The sequence below is a fragment of the Telluribacter humicola genome (assembly GCF_017355935.1).
GTDB lineage: Bacteria > Bacteroidota > Bacteroidia > Cytophagales > Spirosomataceae > Telluribacter > Telluribacter humicola.
Map to the genome: position 1 here is coordinate 1,298,898 of NZ_JAFIQT010000001.1, position 22,821 is coordinate 1,321,718.

General features: G+C 50.5%; 19 protein-coding genes. 16 read left to right on the forward strand and 3 right to left on the reverse strand.

Annotated elements, in window-relative coordinates; translation table 11 throughout:
• Positions 1-5: 5 nt before the first annotated feature.
• The 5 genes from JUB14_RS05670 to JUB14_RS05690 all read left to right on the forward strand — a co-directional run bounded on the left by JUB14_RS05670 (position 6) and on the right by JUB14_RS05690 (position 6,857).
• On the forward strand, positions 6-356 hold the full coding sequence (locus tag JUB14_RS05670) for a DUF4260 domain-containing protein (RefSeq protein ID WP_207504906.1): 351 nt from the start codon (positions 6-8) through the stop codon (positions 354-356).
• Positions 357-824: 468 nt separating this feature from the next.
• Complete coding sequence (locus JUB14_RS05675; protein ID WP_207504907.1) at positions 825-2,180, forward strand: TolC family protein; 1,356 nt, start codon at positions 825-827, stop codon at positions 2,178-2,180.
• A gap of 100 nt (positions 2,181-2,280) precedes the next feature.
• Complete coding sequence (locus JUB14_RS05680; protein ID WP_207504908.1) at positions 2,281-3,327, forward strand: efflux RND transporter periplasmic adaptor subunit; 1,047 nt, start codon at positions 2,281-2,283, stop codon at positions 3,325-3,327.
• A 41-nt stretch (positions 3,328-3,368) separates the two neighbouring features.
• Positions 3,369-3,737, forward strand: coding sequence for a four helix bundle protein (locus tag JUB14_RS05685; protein ID WP_207504909.1), 369 nt, complete (start codon positions 3,369-3,371; stop codon positions 3,735-3,737).
• A gap of 36 nt (positions 3,738-3,773) precedes the next feature.
• Entirely contained in the window at positions 3,774-6,857 is a 3,084-nt protein-coding gene (locus tag JUB14_RS05690; protein WP_207504910.1) for an efflux RND transporter permease subunit, read from the forward strand.
• A gap of 95 nt (positions 6,858-6,952) precedes the next feature.
• On the opposite strand, the gene JUB14_RS05695 is transcribed toward JUB14_RS05690, so the two are convergent.
• Positions 6,953-7,714, reverse strand: a complete 762-nt coding sequence (locus tag JUB14_RS05695) for a creatininase family protein (RefSeq protein ID WP_207504911.1) — start codon at positions 7,712-7,714, stop codon at positions 6,953-6,955.
• Between the two features lie 260 nt (positions 7,715-7,974).
• Here JUB14_RS05695 and JUB14_RS05700 point away from each other — a divergent pair, with 260 nt between their 5' ends.
• From JUB14_RS05700 to JUB14_RS05720, 5 genes are all read left to right on the forward strand, one after another.
• Positions 7,975-9,258 carry a neutral/alkaline non-lysosomal ceramidase N-terminal domain-containing protein gene (locus JUB14_RS05700; RefSeq protein ID WP_229367542.1) on the forward strand — a complete coding sequence of 428 codons (1,284 nt, stop codon included), beginning with the start codon at positions 7,975-7,977 and terminating at the stop codon, positions 9,256-9,258.
• Between the two features lie 111 nt (positions 9,259-9,369).
• Positions 9,370-10,416, forward strand: coding sequence for a Gfo/Idh/MocA family protein (locus JUB14_RS05705; protein ID WP_207504913.1), 1,047 nt, complete (start codon positions 9,370-9,372; stop codon positions 10,414-10,416).
• 284 nt (positions 10,417-10,700) lie between these two features.
• Positions 10,701-11,327: a DUF308 domain-containing protein gene (locus JUB14_RS05710; RefSeq protein ID WP_207504914.1), complete on the forward strand. Its 627-nt coding sequence runs from the start codon at positions 10,701-10,703 to the stop codon at positions 11,325-11,327.
• 123 nt (positions 11,328-11,450) lie between these two features.
• A complete protein-coding gene (locus JUB14_RS05715) occupies positions 11,451-11,870 on the forward strand; it encodes a DUF2141 domain-containing protein (protein WP_207504915.1) in 420 nt (139 codons plus the stop codon).
• A gap of 92 nt (positions 11,871-11,962) precedes the next feature.
• Entirely contained in the window at positions 11,963-13,798 is a 1,836-nt protein-coding gene (locus JUB14_RS05720; protein ID WP_207504916.1) for an ABC transporter ATP-binding protein, read from the forward strand.
• A 77-nt stretch (positions 13,799-13,875) separates the two neighbouring features.
• Here the strand turns inward: JUB14_RS05720 and JUB14_RS05725 are convergent, their stop codons facing one another.
• A complete protein-coding gene (locus tag JUB14_RS05725) occupies positions 13,876-14,664 on the reverse strand; it encodes a cupin domain-containing protein (RefSeq protein WP_207504917.1) in 789 nt (262 codons plus the stop codon).
• A 94-nt stretch (positions 14,665-14,758) separates the two neighbouring features.
• Here JUB14_RS05725 and JUB14_RS05730 point away from each other — a divergent pair, with 94 nt between their 5' ends.
• From JUB14_RS05730 to JUB14_RS05750, 5 genes are all read left to right on the forward strand, one after another.
• On the forward strand, positions 14,759-15,739 hold the full coding sequence (locus JUB14_RS05730; protein ID WP_207504918.1) for a helix-turn-helix transcriptional regulator: 981 nt from the start codon (positions 14,759-14,761) through the stop codon (positions 15,737-15,739).
• 214 nt (positions 15,740-15,953) lie between these two features.
• Positions 15,954-16,316 (forward strand): BlaI/MecI/CopY family transcriptional regulator, encoded by a 363-nt coding sequence (locus JUB14_RS05735; protein WP_207505946.1) that lies wholly within the window; start codon positions 15,954-15,956, stop codon positions 16,314-16,316.
• 40 nt (positions 16,317-16,356) lie between these two features.
• Positions 16,357-18,117, forward strand: coding sequence for a M56 family metallopeptidase (locus JUB14_RS05740; protein WP_207504919.1), 1,761 nt, complete (start codon positions 16,357-16,359; stop codon positions 18,115-18,117).
• Positions 18,118-18,127: 10 nt separating this feature from the next.
• Positions 18,128-19,456 (forward strand): TlpA family protein disulfide reductase, encoded by a 1,329-nt coding sequence (locus JUB14_RS05745; RefSeq protein WP_207504920.1) that lies wholly within the window; start codon positions 18,128-18,130, stop codon positions 19,454-19,456.
• A 110-nt stretch (positions 19,457-19,566) separates the two neighbouring features.
• Positions 19,567-20,493 (forward strand): nucleoside hydrolase, encoded by a 927-nt coding sequence (locus JUB14_RS05750; RefSeq protein ID WP_207504921.1) that lies wholly within the window; start codon positions 19,567-19,569, stop codon positions 20,491-20,493.
• Positions 20,494-20,690: 197 nt separating this feature from the next.
• Here the strand turns inward: JUB14_RS05750 and JUB14_RS05755 are convergent, their stop codons facing one another.
• Entirely contained in the window at positions 20,691-21,533 is an 843-nt protein-coding gene (locus JUB14_RS05755; RefSeq protein ID WP_207504922.1) for a 1,4-dihydroxy-2-naphthoyl-CoA synthase, read from the reverse strand.
• A gap of 245 nt (positions 21,534-21,778) precedes the next feature.
• Here JUB14_RS05755 and JUB14_RS05760 point away from each other — a divergent pair, with 245 nt between their 5' ends.
• Positions 21,779-22,750: a 1-phosphofructokinase family hexose kinase gene (locus JUB14_RS05760; RefSeq protein WP_207504923.1), complete on the forward strand. Its 972-nt coding sequence runs from the start codon at positions 21,779-21,781 to the stop codon at positions 22,748-22,750.
• Positions 22,751-22,821: the final 71 nt, after the last annotated feature.

Sequence of the window (22,821 nt, forward strand, 5' to 3'; positions counted from 1 at the left end):
TAGCTATGAATCAACTTTTGAAGCTCGAAGAAGCGGCCCAGTGGGTACTATCCATCTTCCTGTTTAGTCAGTTGCCCTTTGCCTGGTGGTGGTACCCGGCTCTGATTTTGCTCCCCGATCTTAGTATGATTGGTTATGCCTTTAATACCCGTGTTGGCGCTGCTATGTATAACTTATTTCATCATAAAGCACTGGGAGTAGCGCTGGGGGTACTTGGTTTGAGTATAGGTAGCTCTGCACTTATGCTGGCCGGGGTCATTCTTTTTGGTCACTCAGCTATGGATCGTATGCTTGGCTATGGCTTGAAGTACAATGATAGTTTTAAACACACGCATTTAGGTATGATTGGGAAGTAGTTTTTATTTGCCCTATAACTAAACACTGTATATTATGTATACTATGGTTATAAAGCCATAGCGTATTAGTTAAAATAGCTAGTAGTGGAAGCCCGCAGCCGGATCTGTTGTAATTTCATCGGCTAAAAAGTAAGCTTCTTGCCTTAAAAAAGCCGCTTGGAGAAAACTAAATGGTGATAGCTACAGCAGCAGTATAAATTTGAATCATTATCCGCATTAAAGGAGCCAGTAGTCCCTATGTAGCACCAATTCATATCAACAGCCATGAAAACACCACTATCTTTTTATTATCTCTCCCATACTTTGACTAGCCTCCCGGTTATTTCTAAACAAGCGACTTTTAGCCTTAAAAGAGGTTCAGCTTCTACTGCCTGATTACGTTACTTAAGCCATAAGAATTTACCTACGAAAGTACTTCAGCTACTTGTAGTCTTTTGATAAACAATGTTCATTTTATTATAACTGGTTATGTATCGATTATACCTCATCCTGCTCTGCCTACTTCCTGGAGGAATGGTCAGTGCCCAGCATTCACCGATTCTTGAAGCTTATATTCAGGAAGGTTTGCAGAATAACCTGTCGCTGCGGCAGGAATCACTTGAAATAGCCAAGGCTACGGAGAACATCCGGCAGGCAAAAGCGCTGTTCTACCCGCGTGTTACCTTTTCACCGACTTACTCCCTCGCGGCCGGGGGACGGAGGCTCCAGTTCCCGGTAGGGGACATGCTGAACCCGGTGTATGCTACGCTCAATGCGCTTACGGAAACTAACAAGTTTCCCCAGATCGAAAACGTAGACGAGCAACTGGCGCCTAACAACTTTCATGATACCAAGGTAGCGGTACAGTACTCTATCTACAATCCGGAGATACAGTACAACTACCTCATCCAGCAGAACCTGCTGACGGCACAGGAAGCAAAACGAAAGGTGGTGGAGAATGAACTGCGCTACGCCATTGAAGGCGCCTACTACCAGTACCTGCAAACGCTGGACGCCCTGCGCATTTTTGAGAATAGTCGTTTGGTACTGAATGAACTGGTACGGCTGAATCAAAAGCTGATCAGTAACAATGTACAGACCAAGGATGTCGTCTTTGCGGCGGAGTATGAGGTAAGCAAGCTGGAACAGCAACGAGCCGAAGTCCGCAGAAACCACGAGGTAGCCAGGGCATACTTCAACTTCCTGTTGAATAAAGACCTTAAGTCGGACATACAGGTAGATGAAACCCTGACCGGGCAGGAGCCGCTCGTGACCGAATCACTGGATCAGCTATCGGAGCAGGCGGTGACCCGTCGCCAGGAACTGACGCAGCTAGCCAGCTCAATCCAAGCCTCTCAGAATGCCGTACGACTTAACGAAAACGCTGCCCTGCGTCCATCGGTATTTGTGGGTGGTAACGCCGGGTTCCAGGGCTTCGGCTATGAGTTTAAGGGGCAAGGCTACGCGCTGGGGCAGGTAGGTTTGCAATGGGACCTCTTCAAAGGCTACGAGCGGAAGTCAAAGATACAGCAGGCCCGCATCCAGACTGACCTGCTCCGCACGAAGAAGCAGGAGGTGGAAAACCAGATCGAACTGCAGGTAACGCAGGCCTACTATGACCTCAATACCACCGGAGAAAGCCTGCGTGCCGCTACCAGCGCCCGCAACAGCGCCGAACAGTACTTCAGGATAATCGACAGCCGCTACCGTAACGGCAACGTCCTGCTCATTGAATACGTAAAAGCTCAGAACGATGTGCTGACGGCTCAGCTTCAGCAATCCCTGGCGAAGTACGACCTGCTCATCAAAAAGGCCCAACTGGGCAAAGTAACGGCTATGCCTTAGTCATACTCAACTCCGTGACCTGTGGGGACACAGGCCACTGAAAAGAAAATATTAATCCCCAAAGCTAATTGCTAACACCTAATAACTAACAGCTAAACATATGAAAACGACCATACAAATAGCCCTGCTGGCACTCGTGCTACTGAGTACCAGCTGCGGTAAAGAGGAAGCTCCCAAAGAATCTGCTCTGCCCGAAGAGGGTACTATCCCTGTGCAACTGGCGACTGTCGAAACAGCCGTACGTACTGAGCCTGTATATGTATCGGGAACAGTGGCTTCCGAAGAGGAAGCCCGACTCTCCTTTAAGATCGGAGGCATTGTGAGCCGTATCTACGTCAAAGAAGGCCAACCCGTACGCAAAGGCCAGCTGCTGGCGGTACTGGACCTGACCGAGATCAATGCGCAGGTAAGCCAGGCGCAGTACGCCACCGAAAAAGCCGAGCGCGATATGAAGCGAGTCCAGAACATGCTCCGCGATACGGCCGCTACCCTCGAGCAGATGCAGAACGCGACTACGGGCCATGATTTGGCGCAGCAAAATCTGAAGATAGCAAAGTTCAACCAGGCCTATGCCCAGATTACTTCGCCCATTGACGGTACCGTTACCCGCAAACTCATGAACGAAGGCGAACTGGCCTCGGCTGGCGCACCGGCTCTGCTGGTTTCATCGAACCGTAGCAAAGATTGGGTAGTACGGGTAGGGGTGTCGGATAAAGATTGGGCGCGCCTGAGGGTAGGAGATAGGGCAACTGTTCACCTGGATGCTTATCCCGATGATGCTTTTAAGGGTACCGTCACGAAACTCGCTCAGGCGGCTGATCCTATGAATAAGCTCTACGAAATAGAAGTACGTATAGACCCCGCCGGCAAGCGATTCGCCACCGGCCTCTTCGCCAAAGTAGAGCTCATCCCATCTCAAAGCCGCAGCTACACCGTAGTTCCCGTAGAAGCCCTGGTCGAAGGCAATGGCCGGGAAGGCTTTGTGTATGTCAATGAGAGCGGCAAAGCCAAGCGTGTACCCGTCACCATCGGCTACCTGGACGGCGATAAGGTACTTGTAACGAATGGACTGGATGGTGTGAAGGAGGTCGTCACCGCTGGCAGCGCTTTCCTGACTGCTAATAGCAGTATTGTAATTAAGAATTGATAATGTAGAATGTATAATTGAAAATCAAATAGATATATACCATGAATAACGAAACACCCAAGCCGAATGTCGTTCTGGATAAGTCATTTGCATTTTCAATTTGTATAGTTAAGGTTAATCAATACCTCTACAAAAACCACAAGGAGATTCTCCCGCTAGCTACCCAACTTCTAAAGAGTGGCACTTCCATCGGTGCTAATGTGGAAGAAGCTGTAAGTGGCTACTCTAAGAAAGACTTTTCTTCCAAGATGGGAATCTCTCTGAAAGAGGCTAAAGAAACACGTTACTGGATTCGCCTTCTGTACGAAACTGGATACCTGGATGAGCGCCAGCACCATAGCCTGCTACAAGATGTAGAGGAGCTTATCAAGTTGCTAACTTCTATTCTGAAAACTTCGAGAGCTGAATAATTCTACATTATTCATTCTCCATTATACATTAAGCACATGCACATATCAGAATTTTCCGTTAAAAACTGGCAGTTCATGCTGGTGATGTTTATAGGGGTAGTGGCCCTGGGGCTCAACTCCCTCTTCAATATGCCCAGGGGCGAAGACCCTGAGTTTTTTGCCCCCTCGTTTGCCGTAGTCTACGTATATCCGGGCACCGATGCCCTTGATATGGAAGAGCTGGTGGTGGACAAGGTAGAGGAGCGTTTCAGTGCGCTCGAAAATGTTAAAAGTATTAAGACCAGCATCGACGATGGTCTGGCGGTAGTCGTGGTTGAATACGAGTACAAAGAAGACCCCGACGAGAAGTACCAGGAGATGGTACGGGAGGTAGGGGCACTGCAAAAGGAGCTGCCACAGGATATATTCCGGACCGAGATCCGCCGCTTTTCACCTACAGATGTGAACATTGTACAGGTAGCTCTTATCTCCGAGACGGCTTCCGATAAGGAAATGGGTGACCAGGCCGACCGCCTCAAAAACGAGCTGACCAAGGTAAAGAGCCTGAAAAACGTGGAAGACTGGGGCTATCCGGCCAATCAGGTGCGGGTATCACTCAACATTGAGAAGATGGCGCAGGAAGGCATACCTGTCAATCGGGTACTGGGGGCTTTGCAGGCCGAAAATACCACTATACCCGGCGGAAGTATCCAAGCCGGTGCCCGTAAGTTCAACGTCAAAACTGCGAGCGACTATCGTTCCCTGGACGAGATCCGCAGCACCATCGTTGGTAGCAATGGCCAGAAGATTATCTACCTGCGCGATGTAGCCGAAGTAGAGTATAACTACGAAGAGCCTACCCATATCACCCGACTAAACAGCCACCGCTCAGTATTGGTCACGGCGGCCCAGAAAGAAGGGCAGAATATAGAGCAGGTAGGAGAGGCACTCAATCCGGTAATAGACCAGTTCGCTAAAACGCTACCTGCTAACATCAAGCTGGTCAAGAACTTTGACCAGTCGGTAAGCGTGAGTAAGCGTTTAGGGCGCTTTGCCAAAGACTTCGCTATTGCTATCTTCCTGGTGTCGCTCACGCTGTTGCCGCTTGGCTTTCGGGCGGCAGTAGTGGTGATGATTTCTATCCCGCTGTCGCTGGCTATAGGTCTGGCCGCTATTGACTACCTGGGCTTTAGTATTAACCAGCTCAGTATCGTGGGGCTCATTGTAGCGCTGGGTATACTGGTAGATGACTCCATTGTAGTAGTAGAGAATATAGAGCGTTGGATGCGCGACGGTACCCCCCGCCGTGAGGCCGCCGTGAAGGCTACCAAGCAGATCACACTCGCCGTAATTGGCTGTACCGTTACGCTGATCCTGGCGTTCCTGCCGCTCAACTTCCTGCCCGAGGCTTCCGGTGATTTTATCCGTAGCCTGCCCATGGCAGTAACGATGACTATCCTGGCTTCGATGCTGGTGTCGCTGACCATTGTTCCCTTCCTGAGCAGCCGCCTACTCAAAGCCGACCACAACCCAGAGGGCAACCTGTTCCTGCGCGCTCTGAAGAAAGTGATCAGTGGTTCGTACAGCCGCCTGCTGCACTGGTCGCTCCGGCACCCGGTACCAACGCTGCTGGTAGCGCTTGTCCTGTTCGTGGCTTCGCTGGGACTGACTAAAGTAATCGGCTTTGGCCTGTTCCCCAAGTCGGAGAAGCCGATGTTTATGATCACGGTAGAGACGCCGGATGGTACTGCTCTGACCGAGACTGACCGCGTAGCCCGCTCTATTGAGGCTGAACTCAAAAAAGTACCCGAAGTCAAATATTCCACTACCAATGTGGGTAAAGGCAATCCGCGCATCTACTACAACGTGATCCAGCGGTCCGAAGCCTCCAACTTTGCCGAGTTCTTTGTGCAGTTGCACGATGTTAGTCCGGCTGAGAAAGGTACCATTATAGATCAGCTGCGGGAGCGCTTTGCGGAGGTACCTAATGCGAAGGTAGAGGTCAAAGACTTTGAGCAGGGGCCCGATACCGAAGCCCCCGTGGCTATACGAATATTTGGCGAAGACCTTGAGAAAATGCGTACCGTAGCGGCCAACGTGGAAGCTACCCTGCGCAGTACACCCGGTACTATCTATGTCAAGAATCCGCTAGCTAATCGCAAGACCGACCTGCGCGTGACTGTTAACAAAGAAAAAGCTGGTATGCTGGGTATACCCAGTGCCGATATCAACCGGACTATTCGTCTGGCAGTAGCGGGGCTTAACGTAGGTACCTTTACCGATACCAACGGTGACGACTATGCGATCAATGTGACACTGCCTAAGGGCAAAGTAGCCGATCAGGATGCGCTGAACAAACTTTATGTCAATACCATGACCGGCGCCTCAGTACCCCTGCGCCAGATTGCTGATGTACAATTTGAAAGTGCTACCAACCAGATCCGCCACTTCGATAAGGACCGCTACGTAACGGTGACTGCCTTCGTCAAAAACGGCCACCTAGTCGACAATGTGTACGGTGAAGTACTCAAGAAGCTGGATGAGTATAAATTCCCCGAAGGATTCAGCTACGTAGCAGCGGGTGAGATCGAGGCCCGTTCCAAATCATTCGGTGGCTTGGGTACTATCATTCTGATTACGGCCTTTGGATTTCTGGGCGTACTGGTTTTGGAATTTGGTACCTTCAAGAGCTCCCTCATTGTACTCTCCGTCATTCCCCTGGGTATGATCGGGGCGCTGACCGCGCTGTACCTGGTAGGGTACCCGCTCTCGTTCGTAGCCATCATTGGTCTGATTGCCCTGATCGGGATTGAAGTCAAGAACTCCATCCTGCTGGTGGATTTTACGAATCAGCTTCGGGCGGAGGGAGTACCTCTCATCGAGGCCATTCAGCAGGCGGGTGAGATTCGCTTTGTACCCATAGTACTTACCTCACTGACCGCTATCGGTGGATTGATACCCCTGGCTATTGAAGGCAATCCGCTCTATTCGCCCCTGGCGTGGGTACTGATTGGCGGCTTGATCAGCTCCACGGTACTTTCCCGCATCGTGACGCCGGTACTTTACAAGCTACTCCCACCGCGGGTAGAAAGCAAAGCCGAAGAAGTACCTCCGGTAGAGGAAGTGCTGGAAATGGCGTAGGATATGTTAATAACAGACAGGCCCGGCTTAGATCCGGGCCTGCTTGTTTTCAAAAAGCTAATAACTAACGCCTGTCAGATAATCACTAATAGCTCCTATTCGTATATATCCTTTGTATCCGCCTGGGCTAGCTCTACCAGGAAGCCTCCAATCTTCTGCGTTACATCCTCAAAGTACTTCTTGCCTTTTTCAGCGGTCGCTTTGCTGGGGTCACCTACGCCGGTATCGGCCGTTACCTGTGACCATTTGCGTTCGGCCCAGGCCCAGCCTTCGCGCAGGGCTTTCACCTTGAATTTTTTGGCACTGCCGTCACCCGCTTCTTCCAGGGGTAGTACCAGGTCGGGGCGCAGGTGGAGCAGCAGGCTGGTTTCCATCTCGTCGGCGTGGTCACCGGATTCTTCAAAGTACTGCTTTTTGTCCAGCACCTGAAACCACGAACAGGTACAGATAAACATCTCCGGGTACCTTACGCCCAGCTCCCTGATCATGGTCTTAAAATCATTACCGCCATGGCTGTTCAGGAGGAGTAGTTTGTGGATGCCCTGCCGGTTCAGTACTTCTACGACATCTTTCAGGATGGCTAGCTGGGTACTGGGGTGCAGGTTCATGTCCAGCAGGATGTCGGTCTGGCCGGTGTTGACACCAAAGGGGATCGTAGGTAGTACCATTACTTTTGCTCCCTGTTCCCAGGCCACCCGCGCCGCCTCGGCGGCTATGTGATCGGCTTCGATCACATCCGTAGCGTAGGGCATGTGGTAGTTATGAGCTTCGGTCGCTCCCCAGGGTAGTATGGCTACTTCAACGGTGGTATTTTTAAGGTCTTTCCAGTTAGTTTCGGCGAGTATATAAGGGCGCATAATTGACTGTTTTTGTTAAAAAGCAGATTCGAACCATAATTTAATAATCTACGTTGGAGGTTATCTGGTAAAGCAGTAGGTAGTGTGCAAGTTTTATTTAACAAACAACTCCTATATTTAGGCCCGGAAGTAAAGCAATAAGGGCTTTGCGCGTACCCATTAAATAACATTTACTCTATCTATAATACATGAGGTTTTTTAGATTTCCTCTTAGAGTTCTGGCAGCTGTAGGAGTTGTGTTGCTGATTGCCATCCTTTGTATGGTTACGGTTGTCGACAGATCTCACTACGAAGAAAAGCCTTTCTATAAGGAGTGGAAGCAGATTATTGCACAGACAAAAATAGATACAACGGCTCCCGCAGGACCCCTGCAGGTCGGCTGGGCAAAGATCAATATTACCCCCAATCAGCCTACGCCCATGGCAGGGTACGGCAACCGGCGTGGCAAACCGTACGAGGTAGTCCATGACTCTGTATACGTGCGGGCTATGGTACTGGACAACGGCAGCACCCGGGCGGCTATGGTTGCGGCCGATCTGCTGATCGTACCGCCCACGGTGGTAGAGCGGCTGAAGGCTAAGCTGGCCGCTACCGATATTTCTTTTAACCAGGTATTTCTGGGAGCTACGCATAGTCACAATAGTATCGGAGGTTGGGGAGATACCATAACCGGTGAACTGTTTGCGGGAGAGTACAATCCTGACGTGGTGGAGCGTATCGCGCAGGCCATGTTTCAGGCTATTATCCGGGCTCGTGATACCATGAAGCCGGCTCAGATGACCTATTGGGAAACCATTGATTCTCTCAATGTAAGAAATAGGCTGGTCGGGGAGGAAGGAGAAGTGGACCCGGAGGTACGTACCATACAATTTACTACCAAAGAGGGGGAGAAAGCCATTTTGACTTCGTACGCCGCCCATTCAACCCTATTAGGCTCAAAAGTCATGCAGCTGTCCCGCGACTACCCCGGTCTACTGGTTGACTCGCTGGAGCGTAGTACGGCTAACTTTGCCATGTACATGGCTGGTGCAGTAGGCAGTATGGGCCCGGTAGAGAAAGGAAAGGATGACTTTGAGGAACTGGTTAATCAGGCGAATGGCGTAAAGCAGTCCATAAATTCTCCGGAAGCTATTAAAGAGACGCAATCCAGCGCGATCATTCAGGCTATAACGCTGCCCCTGCCTTTGCGTGACCCGTCTCCCCGCCTTACCAATATATTTGTCCTGCGGCCGTGGGTGTTTCGCTGGGCCTTTGGCGACTACCCGATCTATGTCAAAGCCCTGCGTATCGGTGATGTACTGATGATAGGGATGCCCGCTGACTTTTCGGGTGAATTGGTGGCGGAACTGGATGCTTATGCCACGCAGCGGGGATTGAACCTGATGATCACCAGCTTTAACGGGGGCTATATCGGGTACATTACGCATGACAAGTACTTCAACCGGGATACCTACGAAACGGTGACCATGAACTGGTACGGCCCCTACAACGGAGCTTACCTGCAGGAAGTGGTGCGGGACATCGTAGATAAGTTCAAGAAGTAGTAGTAAAGAGGGCGGAGGGTGCTTTTAGATAAAAAATCTTAAACTATGAGTACTTGTTCCAGCTTCTCTATAAGAAGATTGTTTCTTCTGTTACTATTACTTGGTACACTTATGTCGGACAGTATAGCCCAGCAAGCCGTAAGGGTGGCCGTTGCTGGCATTAGCCACGGTCACGTTGGCTGGATATTTAACCGAAAGGACAAAAAAGACATTGAAATCGTCGGTATCTACGAAACCGATAAGGTAGTGGTTGATAAGTACATCAAGCGCTATGGTCTGGATCGCAAGCTATTCTACGATGATCTAGATAAAATGCTTGTTACCACTAAGCCCGAAGCCGTCACTGCCTTTGGACCTATCAATGAGCACGTACAGGTAGTAAGAGCAGCGGCGCCCCGCAAAGTACACGTCATGGTAGAAAAGCCACTGGCTACTACGGTGGCGGATGCCCGCGAAATAGCTTCGCTGGCCCGGCAGCATGGGATCAAGGTACTTACCAACTACGAGACCTCCTGGTACTCCAGCAATCAGCACGTATATAAGCTGGCTCAGGATGGAAAGCTGGGGCAGATCCGTAAAGTGATGGTCAACGACGGGCACCAGGGACCCCGTGAGATCGGCGTAAGCGATGAGTTTTTCAACTGGTTGACCGATCCTGTTAAGAATGGCGGCGGGGCCCTGACCGACTTTGGTTGCTACGGGGCCAACCTCATGACCTGGCTCATGCAGGGCGAGCGTCCCCAGTCAGTAGTAGCCGTTACCCACCAGAATAAGCCGAATATTTATCCTAAGGTAGACGACGAGGCTACTATCATCCTGCAGTACCCAACGGCACAGTGTATCATACAAGGGTCATGGAACTGGACCTTCGGTCGCAAGGACATGGAAGTATACGGCACCCAGGGCTACGCTGTAGCTGTAGACCGGACCACCGTGCGGCAGCGCCTTCAGGAGAAAGCACCGGAGGAGAAACTCACCCTGTCACCACGTCCGGCTCCTTTTGAAGACCCATTCTCGGTACTAGCCGATGTAGTACGGGGGCGCTTGGTGATGGATCAAAATGACCTGTACGAACTTCCGATCAATGTCACGGTGGTAGAGATACTGGAAGCCGCCCGGGAGTCAGCCAAATCCGGCAAAGTAGTTTCACTCAAATAAGCTTCGTATATACTTTATACGGTACAGGATGTACCTAGATATACCCGATGACCCTCTGTCAGTAGATAAGGGCATCGGGTATTTTATGATCATCAGTTGTGGATTTGAGGAAACACTCTAAAATAGCTGGTACAATAGCTTAATAGAACCATCCGCGATATTTTTCACGCACAATGTAGAAATAGTTCTACGGTTGTTTGGGAGCCACTAGAGGGGGAATAGGTGGCATACTTTTCATAGGATATTCAAAAGTTGTTTACTCTTTAAATCTACAAATAATCCCTATGAAAAAATCTATTACCGTATGCCTTCTGGGAGCGACACTGATGCTCGGAGGCTGTGCCCGTCAGTACCCTGTTTTCAACCAAATGCCTACTAATGCGTATATTCCTCAGGCAGAGAAAGCTAAACCGGCAGAGGCTCCAATACAAGCTCAGGAAGTTGCTGTATTTAACGAGGCACCTTCTCAGGTTACTGTTCAGCAGACAGAAGCTCCCAGCGTAAGCGAAAATCTGCAGGTATCCGCTGTACTTGAGAAGAATACTCCTAAGCAGATCGACAAGCAGCTTGACAAGGCGTTAGCTTCGGCTGCCGGACAGAAGCTAATGGCTAACCCAGCCATGGCCGAGCGTATCCAGAAAGTACGTACTATGCTGGCCCAGCCCGAAGTGCAGAATATGCAACCAAACCAGGCTGAGATCAGCAAAGCACAGAAGCTGGCCGACAAAACAATCAAGAAGCACATGAGCCCCAGCGCTGCTAAGGCGCTCAACCGTAACCTGACCCTGGGTCTTATCCTGATTGGTGCCGCGGTTATTCTGGCGCTGATTCCTGGCCTTGGTCTGGTATCTACCATTGTGGGGGTAATCGGTCTGGTGTTCCTGATCCTGGGTCTGATCAATATGGCCTAGCAGGTAGCGTACCGCTTACAACTCAAAATTGTTAAAAACATTGACGCCGGTTTGGGCTTTTTGGTCCGGACCGGCGTATTTAGCTTAAGGTAAAGACTATTTATCCTCCCCTGGTGCTGCTTTATGAACTTACTAGTACTGTTTTTATTTCTGAACTATATTGGGCTGGCGCCTGCTCCTGTGTCTACACTAACTGTTGAAATCACCAATGTGAAGCGATCCGGTGGTAAACTGCGCCTGGCGGTATTCAGGCCAACTGATACGTTTAGCACTGGTAAGCCCTATATGTACAAGATTGTATCCATGGAAAAGCCGTCGACCCAGCGGATTGAATTTGAGCTGGATCCGGGGCAGTACGCCGTGGCGGTATATCATGATGTAAATGGGAATGATAAGTTGGACAAGAACCTGGTGGGATACCCCAGCGAGCCATTCGGATTTAGTAATAATTACCGCCCGATCGTATCAGCGCCTAAGTTTGAAGACTGCAGCTTTGAAGTAGGTGGTACTGACAAGCAGATATCTATCAAGCTGCTGGACTAGTCCCCTTCTGAATTTATAATTATTGTATTAATCAAAGTTTCCGAAGCTTAAAAGCATCTGTAGAGATCAAAGTTTTCACGTACCTTTGCGGCATGAAAACTTATTGGCGACTACTATCCTACGCTCGTCCTCTGCGGCAGTTTATCGTTCCATTTTTTGTGACCTCTCTGCTGGCGAGCGTATTTGGGATTTTGAATTTTACGCTGCTCATTCCCCTCTTGAATATACTGTTTAATCAGGTGAGTACTGCGGAAGCGGAGCAGATGACCCGGCTGCCCGAGCCTTCGGCCAGCCTGGACTACCTGATTGATGTATTCAACTACTATTTCGGGATGATCATGCAACAGTACGGGCGCATAGGGGCGCTGCAGTTTGTATGTGCCATTATTATCGCTTCCGTACTGTTGTCGAATATATTCAGGTACCTGTCGGCCCGGTTGCTCGAGAGCTTCAAGGTCAATATGGTGGCGCGGCTACGGCAGGCGGTCTTTGATAACGCGGTGGATCTGCATTTGGGCTTCTTTTCCAATGAGCGCAAGGGTAACCTCATCTCTCGTGTACTGACTGATGTACAGGAAGTAGAAAACTCCATTGCGAATACCTTCTCGGCAGCATTCAAAGAGTTTTTTACCCTGACGGTGTACCTGCTTGCCCTTTTCAGAATATCAACAAGCCTCACGCTGTTTGCTTTTCTGATCATACCTATTACAGGTACCTTTATTGCCTTTATCGTAAAACAGATGCGCAAGGAAGCCCGCGAAGGTCAGAACCGGCTGAGCGGCCTGATCAGCTTGATGGATGAGGCTTTTGGTGGAATGCGGGTTGTAAAGGGCTTTAACGCCGAAGCCTTTATCAAAGGCAAGTTTATGACGGAGAATAATGCCTACAAACGGGCTATCCGCTCCATGGCCAACAAGCGCGAGATGTCGGCTCCTTTCTCCGAATTTATGGGGGTGACGGTAGTAGCTATAATTCTTCTGTACGGAGGTACCCTGGTGCTTTCCAATACTTCGGATCTGACGGCTTCACAGTTTATCTTTTACATAGCTACCTTTTCGCAGGTCATGCGTCCGGCCAAGGAGATTTCCAACGCCTTCAGCAATACCCAGCGTGGTATAGCCTCGGGTGAGCGGGTACTTGAGCTGGTTGATACCCGCAACGCAATCGCTGACCGACCCAATGCCAAGCCTCTGGACCAATTCAGGGATAAGATAGAGGTGAGCAATGTATCATTTGAGTATGAGCCAGGCGTACCGGTGCTGAACCGTATCAGCTTCACCATGCACAAAGGCCGGACCATCGCACTGGTAGGTTCGTCGGGAGGAGGAAAATCAACCATAGCCGATCTGGTACCGCGCTTCTACGACCCCTCACAGGGACAAATCCTGATCGACGGGCACGATCTGCGTGATATCACTACCGCTTCATTGCGGGATAAAATGGGCATCGTGACGCAGGAGTCTATCTTATTCAACGATACTATCTTCAATAACATAGCCTTCGGCTCGGAAGCCAGTGAGGATCAGGTAATAGCAGCGGCTAAGATTGCCAATGCGCACCAGTTTATCACGGAGCAACCCGAAGGGTATCAGACGGTGATTGGTGACCGGGGTACTAAGCTATCCGGCGGCCAGCGCCAGCGGATCAGCATTGCGCGCGCTATTCTCAAAAATCCACCCATCCTGATTCTTGACGAAGCCACTTCGGCACTTGATACAGAGTCAGAGAAGCTGGTGCAGGAAGCGCTTACGCATCTGATGCAGAATCGTACGGTACTGGTCATCGCGCACCGTCTAAGTACCATTCAGCACGCCGACGAGATACTGGTGGTACATCAGGGGCGTATCATCGAGCGGGGTACCCACGACGAACTACTGGAATACAACGAAGGATTCTACCGCAAGCTGACCCTGATGCAGGGAATGTAAGCAGGTATCTCTAAAGTTGATAGCGCCAGGTAGTACCCTTCCTGAGGAACTACCGGGCGCTTGTACTTGCGGCTACTCTATCTGAAGTATTGCTCCAGTACTTTATCTTCCCCTCTCCACTGAGCTATTTTGGCCATACCTTTGATAAAGGGCTCCTGAATCATCGGAGGAACAACCGGAAAGTAACTCTCACTGTATCCCAGGAGTAGCGCCATGTGCCAGGGATTACTGGGAATACCATTGGCATCAATCTGGCCGCTATTGGAAAGTCCGTATCCGATCCGGATCGTTTTTTCGAGGCCACGGGCTGGTATTGTCTTTACTATCAATATTGTTTTGGTAGAAGAGGGGTTCTTGAAGAAATGCATTTTGGTTTTGGGAGCTGTAGCGGTCTGCCCTTTGGAGAGCAGCAGTTCCTTACCTTCCAGACCTATGGTTATTGTTCCCTCCGCCACCGTAAATTGCTCATCAAAGGTCTTATGGTAGTGCCAGCCGTTGCCTCCCTGAGGTTCCAACTCTACGCGGATCAGCTCGTAAGCACCGCCGGTTTCGCGTCCTGTTTTCAGGAAGGTAGTGGCATAGTTGCCTACTTTATTGATTACCGTTCGGTCTTTACGATCACCGATGCTCATATCCAGTTCGGGTAGGAAAAGGGCGAATACCACTATGCCCACATAAATAGAACCCAGCAGGAACAGGGGCAGACCCAGCAGAGTGTAGAGCAGTCGTGCCCAGAGGGGGTAACGCTTCGTCCAGATCCGGTACACGCCGGTGGGGTAGAAGAGCAGTGATACAGTGGCTGATAGAGTAGATTTTTGGGGTACGGAGGGATTAACCACCGCGGGTGCTTTTACGAAAGTTTCCATATATTTACTGGCTAATAGTGATATAATTACTCTGCAAAGGTGTGGCGGATGTGGTGGATTTTGTTTGGGCAAAACGGAGCATGATTTAGGGAAAATGGATAAAGTCATTACCGCCGAAGACTGGGCTTCGGCTTTTAGTCAGGTGGAGCACCTGCTTATACATCAAAGTGACCGTTACCAGGAGGTAGTTAGTACGCTGGCCGAACCTGGTTTGGCTACTGCCCGTTTTTCCCTGATTAGTACTCCCAGCCTCGATATCCGGCAGATCCAGATGCAGGTTGAAGAACGTCTTGTTCTGAGTGATTTTGACGCCAGAGAAGGAGTAGAGTCGATGTTCATCCTACAGGGCGACATGGAGTCACGGTTTGAGGTGCTTCCGGCACCCGTTAGTTTTGAATCGCTCCGGCATGGATTTCAGTATAACCCTATGATGCGGGCCCACCATATCTTTCACCCCGGCCCGCTCAATGTATTGCAGGTATCTTTCCATTTGGACTACTTCAAGAGTCTGGCGCAGTCGGCCGAAACAGCGCCGCTGGATACCCTGTGTCAGCGCATGGAGCGTAAAGAGGCTATTATGCTGGCGTCGGGCCAGCTCGTGCTGCAGCCCCGCATGACCGAGATCATTCAGGCTATCAGGCAGTGCAGCTTTCAGGGGGCTATGAAGTACCTGTTCATCGAAGCCAAGCTGCTGGAGCTGTTTACCCTGCAGCTGGACCACCTCGCTACCGTGGCCCAACCCGCGCCCAAAGAGCAATGGAGCCCGGCTGATCAGGCGAAGCTGCGGGCTGTGCGTGAATACATTGAACTCAACTACCTCGCGCCCCTCACCCTTACGCAACTTTGCCAGGACTTTGGCCTCAACGAATACAAGCTCAAGAAAGGCTACAAGCAGCTCTTCAACACGACCGTCTTTGGTCATATTCATCAGCTGCGTATGCAGAAGGCGCAGCAACTCCTGGCTGATAAGCAGATGAATGTCTCCGAAACGGCCTTCTACATCGGCTACAACAACATCGGCAGCTTCTCAGCCGAGTTCAAAAAGCGGTTTGGGTACTCACCCAGCCGGGTGTAGGGAGTGCTACTCCTAAGCGTACTGAGGCAATTTACAAAAATAAGCGAGAGGACATGAGCGGTGGCGCTGTTAAAAACAGTGACCGTTAATAGCTATAAGACTACATTTTACTCATTACTCGCTACTCAATTAGATCTTTTCCCGCTCTTGTTTATAAGAAAACTATAAAAACAGTTTGTAAACTACTTTTATAGTTTTAGCTTTAAGTATGGAACTGGAAAAGCTAACCAACAAGGAGGAAGAGGTAATGCAGGTACTGTGGCAGATGCAGCAGGCATTTGTTAAGGACATGATGCCCCACTTCACCGACCCGCCGCTGCACTACAACACTCTCTCAACTATAATCCGAAATCTGGAAGAGAAGGGATACGTGACGCATCGCCAGTATGGCAATACGTACGAGTACTATCCGGCAGTAAGCAAGGAGGAGTATCAGAATAAGTACGTACTTAATAAAGTAGTTAACAATTACTTCAATAGCTCCTATAAGGACCTGGTTGCGTACTTTGCCCGGCAGGAGAAAGTAAGCCCCGACGAGCTGCGGGAGATTATCCGGATGATTGAGAAAGGCGAGTAGTTGCTTGCTATATACTATTCACACCAAAATCTAAGACCCCATGCTGCTGCCCTACCTGCTCAAAGTAAGCCTGCTGCTGGCCGCCCTCACGCTGGCTTACCGCTGGCTGATCCAGTACGAGTCATTTTCCGGACTGAACCGGGTACTGTTGTGGCTGAATGTACTGGCCGCCTGGTCGCTGCCGCTCATGCCACTGCCCGACTGGGGGCCCGTAGCGGTGCAGCAGGAGTTTCACCGGGCCGTACCAGCAGTAATCAACCAGGTACCTGCCCTGGCCCGGGAGGTGGCACCGGAGGTAGTGGTCCCCATCGTCAGCGCTACGGCAGCAGAGCCGCAGGGTATACAGGTGACGGAGGCGCTGCTCCTGCTGTACCTGCTGGGGGTAGTGGCGCTGGCGGGGCGCCTGCTGTGGCAGGTAGGCCGGATGCTCCATACGCTCCGGCAGCTGCCGTCGGAGCGGCTGGAAGGCGGCATCCGGCTGGTACGCGACCCCCACACCGACTCTCCCTACTCCTTTTTTGGCTGGATCGTCTGCAACCCCGAAAAGCACGGCGTACTTGAACTGCAGCATATTCTGGCGCACGAGTCGGAGCACGTACGGCAGTGGCACAGCCTGGACCTGCTGCTGGCGGAGGTGCAGCGTGTGGTGCTCTGGTTTAATCCGTTCAGTTGGGTACACCAGCGCCTGGTGCAGAGCAACCTCGAGTACCTGGCCGACCGCGCCGTGCTGGACGGCGGCTACGACCGCAAGCAGTACCAGGTCAATCTGCTGAAAGCCGCCCTCCGGACCCACGACCTCCCCCTGACCAACTCCTTTGCCCAGTCTTTACTCAAAAAACGCATCCGGATGATGAACAAACAACCTTCGCGCCTGTGGGGCAAGTACATGGGCCTGCTGGCGGTGCTGTACCTGTCGTCGGCCTTTGTGGCCCCTTACCGCGCGCAGCTCGTGGCGCTGGTGCCCGCGTCCATTCAGCCGGTAGTAAGTGCTATGATACCTGAGAGTACTCCGGTGCAGGAGATAGCTCCGGAGCCTGCGCCCGCCGAAGTGCCGGAGGTGGAGCCAGCTCCCGAGCCGACCTTACAAGTACCAACCGAGATAAGAAACGACAGCCTCAGGCGGGGAAAGCACAGCAAATGGACGCTGGTAAGTGGTGATACGCTTTACTGGGTTATTTCACCGCTGGCAACCTTTGACGACATTAACAATATCAGAAATGACATCCTAGAATATGAGGCTGAAATGAAATTTAACAGCTTTCAGTACGATCCGTTAACTCTTTTTCTTACAAACATTATTGTAAGTATTAAACTACCAATAGCAAGTGGACAAGGTAAGAGTGAAGGAAGTACTTATACTCCAGCAAAAGGGTTTTCAGGTTATATTACTAGACAATTTGACCTTGGAATGGGTCACTTTCCCCCTGAACCTTTACTCAAAGCTATGAAGCAAGATTATGAAACAGCTTTGAAACTGAGAGAGGAACACTTTCCAGAATATGTAGAGGACAGTCTGAATAAAATCATAATCCAAAAGGAGGGAAGCTTTGGTACCAGAACATACCTTAAAAAATCACTGGAAGGGGAGTATGCACCAAAAGTCCGGGATAACATGGGCATTGGTAAATCTCCTTATGGTACCTTGCTAATAGCGGATAGGTACAAAAACGCCGAATTGTATTTAAACGGTCGCCCCTCCGGGTTAGCCGAGGTGAATGAGGTACCTTTTGAGAAACTGTATTCGGTTAGTATCAAGAGCGTGGCTAACGTAGATAAATACGTGCTGGTATTCACAAAATAGCTATCAATGTATGAAAATAAACTTTGCCCTGATCGGGCTTTTTCTCTGCCTGCACAGCCTGGTACTTCACGGGCAGGATACGTTGCATCTGGAATTTAAGGCCGAACCTTCCTTTGTGACTTCTGCATATCGTCCAGGAGCACTACTAAAAAATACAGAAAAGTTTACTGGCATACCTGATGCTGCGGAATGGGGGGTGTTTCTATTCAATCTGCAAAGGAAGCAGTCTTCTCATACCAGCTATAAGAAAGGATATTTATCAGAGGAAGAGTATCAAAGAATAACGTCATATAAGTATGATTCGCTAGGATTATATAAGGGGACTGATATTAACAATTCCTTACCTGTTTTATCAGCCTTACTACCCGGAAACCGAAAGCTGATAATACCTGACGTGAATTTTAATAATGACTTCAGTGACGATAAGGTCTATGAGCATGTCGTTACTGATTTTGATAAAAGAATACCTGTCGATTCTCTTGAAACTATTGAAATTGACTACGACTATTACCTGGTTAACAGGCTAATCAGAAAGAAACTTTTATTAAAGTTGTCACCAACCAGCAAAGGCTACGGAGTACCAGATAGTAAAGTAAAGCGACTTTTTATTTTGGCTTTAACCGACGAAGGTCGTGTAGCGCGTGTCAAGCTCAAAGAAGCGGAATACGAATTCAAGTTAAACCATCCGGATGACATAGCTGCCAACTATGCCCTTGCTGATGGATTATCGATCAGGAACGTTAGTACGGGTGAAACATTAGAGTTCAATCCAGAACTCAAACCTAATCAGTTCTTTCCCTTAGAAGGAAAGCTAGTAAAGATTAGCAATGTCAATTATTTTGGTGATTCTGCCTCATTGATTATTCAGCAAGCTGCTTCTGATTTGCTGGGTGTACGGCAGGGGGAGCTACTGCCCGATTCTACGCAGCAAGTACTTCACAAGGCACTAAACAAACAGGCCGACTACACCCTCATTGACTTCTGGGGGAGCTGGTGCGGGCCCTGCATCAAGGCGCTGCCTGACTTAAAGAAGGTATATATCAAGTATAAGGAGAACCCCAACTTTCAGTTGGTCAGCGTAGCTTACGAGCAGTCACGGGAGCTGAAAGCGCTCAACAACCTGGTGGAGAAGCACAACATCACCTGGCAGAACATCGTAGAGTACCAGCAGAAACAGGGGGAAGTATTTGATTACAACCGGCTGGTGAGCCACTTCTCCGTGAATATATTTCCGACCACGATTCTGCTGGACAAGCAGGGACGCATCGTCTACCGCGACTCCGGCTCGGATAGCTTTGAGCGGCTCAATGAGGTACTCAGGCGGGAGCTGGGGTACTAGTTGGAGCAGAAAAGGGAGTAGAGGGTCGATTTTGTTAGAATTTTTATGAATAATAGTGCCAGTGACAAAGCGCGGAGTAGTATTTTAGCCGACATCCTTCGCGCTACACAATGAAAAAACTACTACTGCTGTTTGTCCTCCTATCCGCTTCGGCCTTTGCCCAAAAACAAAAAGTATGGCTGGACGCCGATACGGGCAATGAAATGGACGACGTATACGCCATTGTCCGGCTGTTGTGGGCGGCCGACCGGCTGGATATTACGGGCCTGAGCTCGGCTCACTTCAACAACGCCGACCTGCTGGCCTTTGAGAAATGGAACCAGTACCCTACCGCCGGTATATCACCTGTCCGGATCAGCCAGGAGCTGAACGAGGAAATTCTGGCCACCATGGGCCTGCGGCACATTCCGCACCCGCTGGGTGCTGACCGGCAGATGGGGCGCGCCTGGGGTGGGTTTGAGCCGCGTCCCTCAGCAGCTACCGAGGGTATGCTGAAAGCCATAAAATCCTTAGGAGCGGGCGAGAAGCTGGACATTCTGACCCTGGGGGCGCTCACTAATATAGCCTCGTTGATAGGGCTGGATCCGACGGTGAAATCCCGCATCCGGGTATACTCGCTGGGGGGCGGCTACGACTTTGCCCGAAAAGCCTGGAACAAGAACGAATTCAACGTACGCTGCGATCTGAATGCCTACGATTTCATGTTGAACCAAGCCAACCTGGACTGGACCGTCATGCCAATCCATTCGGTGATGCATTACAAATTTGACCGGGAGATGGTGTATGAGAATTTCGCTGATAACAATCCTGTGGAGCAACTGATGGAAAAGCGCTGGCGCGAAACCAACCCGCAGGACAAAACGCGTACGCTCTGGGACCTGGGCCTGGTGCAGGCCTACCTGCTCCCCAGGCTGGCGCCCGTAGCTACGGTACCCGCCCCGCCCGAAAACACGCAGCCTACGGTTAAGATCTTTACCAAACTGGACGCCCAGGGCATGGACGCCGATTTCTGGCAGCAGGTAAAGAAGCACCGCTAACCCCGATTTGAAATCGGGAGTTGACTCTGATCGCGTTTAAAACGCTAATAGATGTCGCCCCGATTATAAATCGGGGCGAGCATAGTGATTAAGAAGCACCACTAGAAGAAACATGCTAACCTCGATTTGAAATCGGGACAAGCGTATGGTGAGTGGTGGCACTGTTGAAAAACGGTGCCACCACTCTAAATATTACTCTACGAGTATTTCTCAAATTTGTCAAAGTCCGGCTTGCGCTTTTCTAGGAAAGCATCGCGGCCTTCGCGGGCTTCTTCGGTCATGTATCCCAGGCGGGTCGCTTCGCCGGCAAAGATCTGTTGACCCACCAGTCCGTCGTCAATGAGGTTGAAGGCAAATTTGAGCATCCGGATGGCCATGGGACTCTTTTCCAGAATCTCCTGCGCCCACTGGTAAGCGGTAGCTTCCAGTTCGTCGTGCGGTACTACGGCATTGATCATACCCATCTCGTAGGCTTCCTGCGCCGAATAGCTACGTCCCAGGAAGAATATCTCACGCGCCCGCTTCTGACCCACTTGCCGCGCCAGATATGCTGAGCCGTAGCCCGCGTCGTAGCTAGCCACATTGGCATCAGTCTGCTTAAATATCGCATGCTCCTTACTGGCCAGGGTCAGGTCACATACCACGTGCAGGCTGTGTCCACCGCCAACAGCCCAGCCGGGTACTACGGCTATCACAGGCTTGGTCATAAACCGGATCTGGCGCTGAACCTCCAGGATGTTGAGCCGGGCTACGCCGTCTTCACCCTTGTAGCCACCGGAATCGCGGGCGTTCTGGTCGCCGCCGGAGCAGAAGGCATATATGCCATCCTTAGGCGAAGGTCCCTCTCCTGACAGCAGTATTACCCCGATAGAGCCATCATTACGGGCATCTTCAAAGGCATCGTACAGTTCGAATACCGTTTTGGGACGGAAGGCATTGCGTACCTCGGGGCGGTTGAAAGCAATCCGGGCTACACCATTCAGTTTCTTATAGGTAATATCTACGTATTCTTTGGCGGTTTTCCACTCTAGTGCTGACATCTTTCTATCGTTTGTTTCACAAGAGCAAACTGACCAAATTTTGGTGAGTATTCAAACTCTTTTCTAAGGAAATATACGTATTCCTTTCAGGGTAGTCTGTAATTATTTACGCCTATATCATCCGGTATCGGTGGGGCTGATCTTCATCAATATTCCTTATTACCTATTGGTACAATTTTAGTTTCTGTGAACGAAGGCCTAACTTAGGCGCTCAGTAATTCTAATGGATTAAAACCAACACCACTATGGCTACAAAGGCAGTAAAACCCATTGTAACGCTCACAATCAACCCGGCAGTAGACAAAAGTACTACCGTAGGACGTCTGGTACCGGATGAAAAGCTCCGCTGTGATCAACCTCGTTTTGAGGCTGGCGGCGGTGGCATTAATGTGGCGAAGGCCATCCATAGGTTAGGAGGAAAACCCCTGGCAGTATTGACTTCCGGTGGTCCTACCGGGCAGCGTCTGCAGTCGCTCGTAAAAGCAGAGGGGGTGGATATAGAGGTGATCGAGACAAAAGAGTGGACCCGCGAAAACCTGAACGTAGTAGAGTCTGCCACCGGGCTACAGTACCGCTTCAGCATGCCCGGATCCAAGCTTATGCCTACCGAGGTCGATGCTATTCTGGATACATTGCGGGAAGTAGATACTCCTTCTTTTATTGTAGCCAGTGGAAGTCTTTCACCGGGAGTACCCGTAGATTTTTACGGCAAAGTAGCCGAAATCGCCCGTGAGCGAGGTGCCAGATTTGTGGCTGATACGTCGGGAGAAGCCCTGCGGCTGGCCAGTGAATCGGGGGTATACCTCATGAAGCCCAACATCACGGAGCTATGTCAGCTGGTAGGTACCGAAAAGCTGGAAATGGATGAGGTGGATGATGCCGCCCGAGCACTCATCATCAGAGGCCATTGTGAAGTAGTAGTGGTATCCATGGGCCCTATGGGAGCTATGCTGGTTACGGAAGACCAGGTAGAGCATATACCGGCTCCACCCGTCAAAAAGAAAAGTACCGTGGGAGCAGGAGATAGCATGGTGGCGGGTATGGTGTATACCTTATCCCAGGGAAAATCCATCCGGGAGGCAGTACGTATGGGAGTAGCCTGCGGCTCGGCGGCTACCATGAATCCCGGTAGCGAGCTGTTTAAGATGCCCGACGTAAGCCGCCTGCTCGACTGGCTCAACCGCTACGGCAAGCGTTACGCTGTGCAGGTGAATTAGATAAATAGGCGTTAGATCGTAGCTGATAGCTTCTTTTACCAGAGAAGCTATCAGCTTTCTTTATGATTAGT

Coding starts and splice junctions, on each gene's coding strand:
- JUB14_RS05670 (WP_207504906.1), top strand. CDS start 6: ATGAATCAACTTTTGAAGCTCGAAGAAGCGGCCCAGTGGGTACTATCC.
- JUB14_RS05675 (WP_207504907.1), top strand. CDS start 825: ATGTATCGATTATACCTCATCCTGCTCTGCCTACTTCCTGGAGGAATG.
- JUB14_RS05680 (WP_207504908.1), top strand. CDS start 2,281: ATGAAAACGACCATACAAATAGCCCTGCTGGCACTCGTGCTACTGAGT.
- JUB14_RS05685 (WP_207504909.1), top strand. CDS start 3,369: ATGAATAACGAAACACCCAAGCCGAATGTCGTTCTGGATAAGTCATTT.
- JUB14_RS05690 (WP_207504910.1), top strand. CDS start 3,774: ATGCACATATCAGAATTTTCCGTTAAAAACTGGCAGTTCATGCTGGTG.
- JUB14_RS05695 (WP_207504911.1), bottom strand. CDS start 7,714: ATGCGCCCTTATATACTCGCCGAAACTAACTGGAAAGACCTTAAAAAT.
- JUB14_RS05700 (WP_229367542.1), top strand. CDS start 7,975: ATGGTTACGGTTGTCGACAGATCTCACTACGAAGAAAAGCCTTTCTAT.
- JUB14_RS05705 (WP_207504913.1), top strand. CDS start 9,370: ATGTCGGACAGTATAGCCCAGCAAGCCGTAAGGGTGGCCGTTGCTGGC.
- JUB14_RS05710 (WP_207504914.1), top strand. CDS start 10,701: ATGAAAAAATCTATTACCGTATGCCTTCTGGGAGCGACACTGATGCTC.
- JUB14_RS05715 (WP_207504915.1), top strand. CDS start 11,451: ATGAACTTACTAGTACTGTTTTTATTTCTGAACTATATTGGGCTGGCG.
- JUB14_RS05720 (WP_207504916.1), top strand. CDS start 11,963: ATGAAAACTTATTGGCGACTACTATCCTACGCTCGTCCTCTGCGGCAG.
- JUB14_RS05725 (WP_207504917.1), bottom strand. CDS start 14,664: ATGGAAACTTTCGTAAAAGCACCCGCGGTGGTTAATCCCTCCGTACCC.
- JUB14_RS05730 (WP_207504918.1), top strand. CDS start 14,759: ATGGATAAAGTCATTACCGCCGAAGACTGGGCTTCGGCTTTTAGTCAG.
- JUB14_RS05740 (WP_207504919.1), top strand. CDS start 16,357: ATGCTGCTGCCCTACCTGCTCAAAGTAAGCCTGCTGCTGGCCGCCCTC.
- JUB14_RS05745 (WP_207504920.1), top strand. CDS start 18,128: ATGAAAATAAACTTTGCCCTGATCGGGCTTTTTCTCTGCCTGCACAGC.
- JUB14_RS05750 (WP_207504921.1), top strand. CDS start 19,567: ATGAAAAAACTACTACTGCTGTTTGTCCTCCTATCCGCTTCGGCCTTT.
- JUB14_RS05755 (WP_207504922.1), bottom strand. CDS start 21,533: ATGTCAGCACTAGAGTGGAAAACCGCCAAAGAATACGTAGATATTACC.
- JUB14_RS05760 (WP_207504923.1), top strand. CDS start 21,779: ATGGCTACAAAGGCAGTAAAACCCATTGTAACGCTCACAATCAACCCG.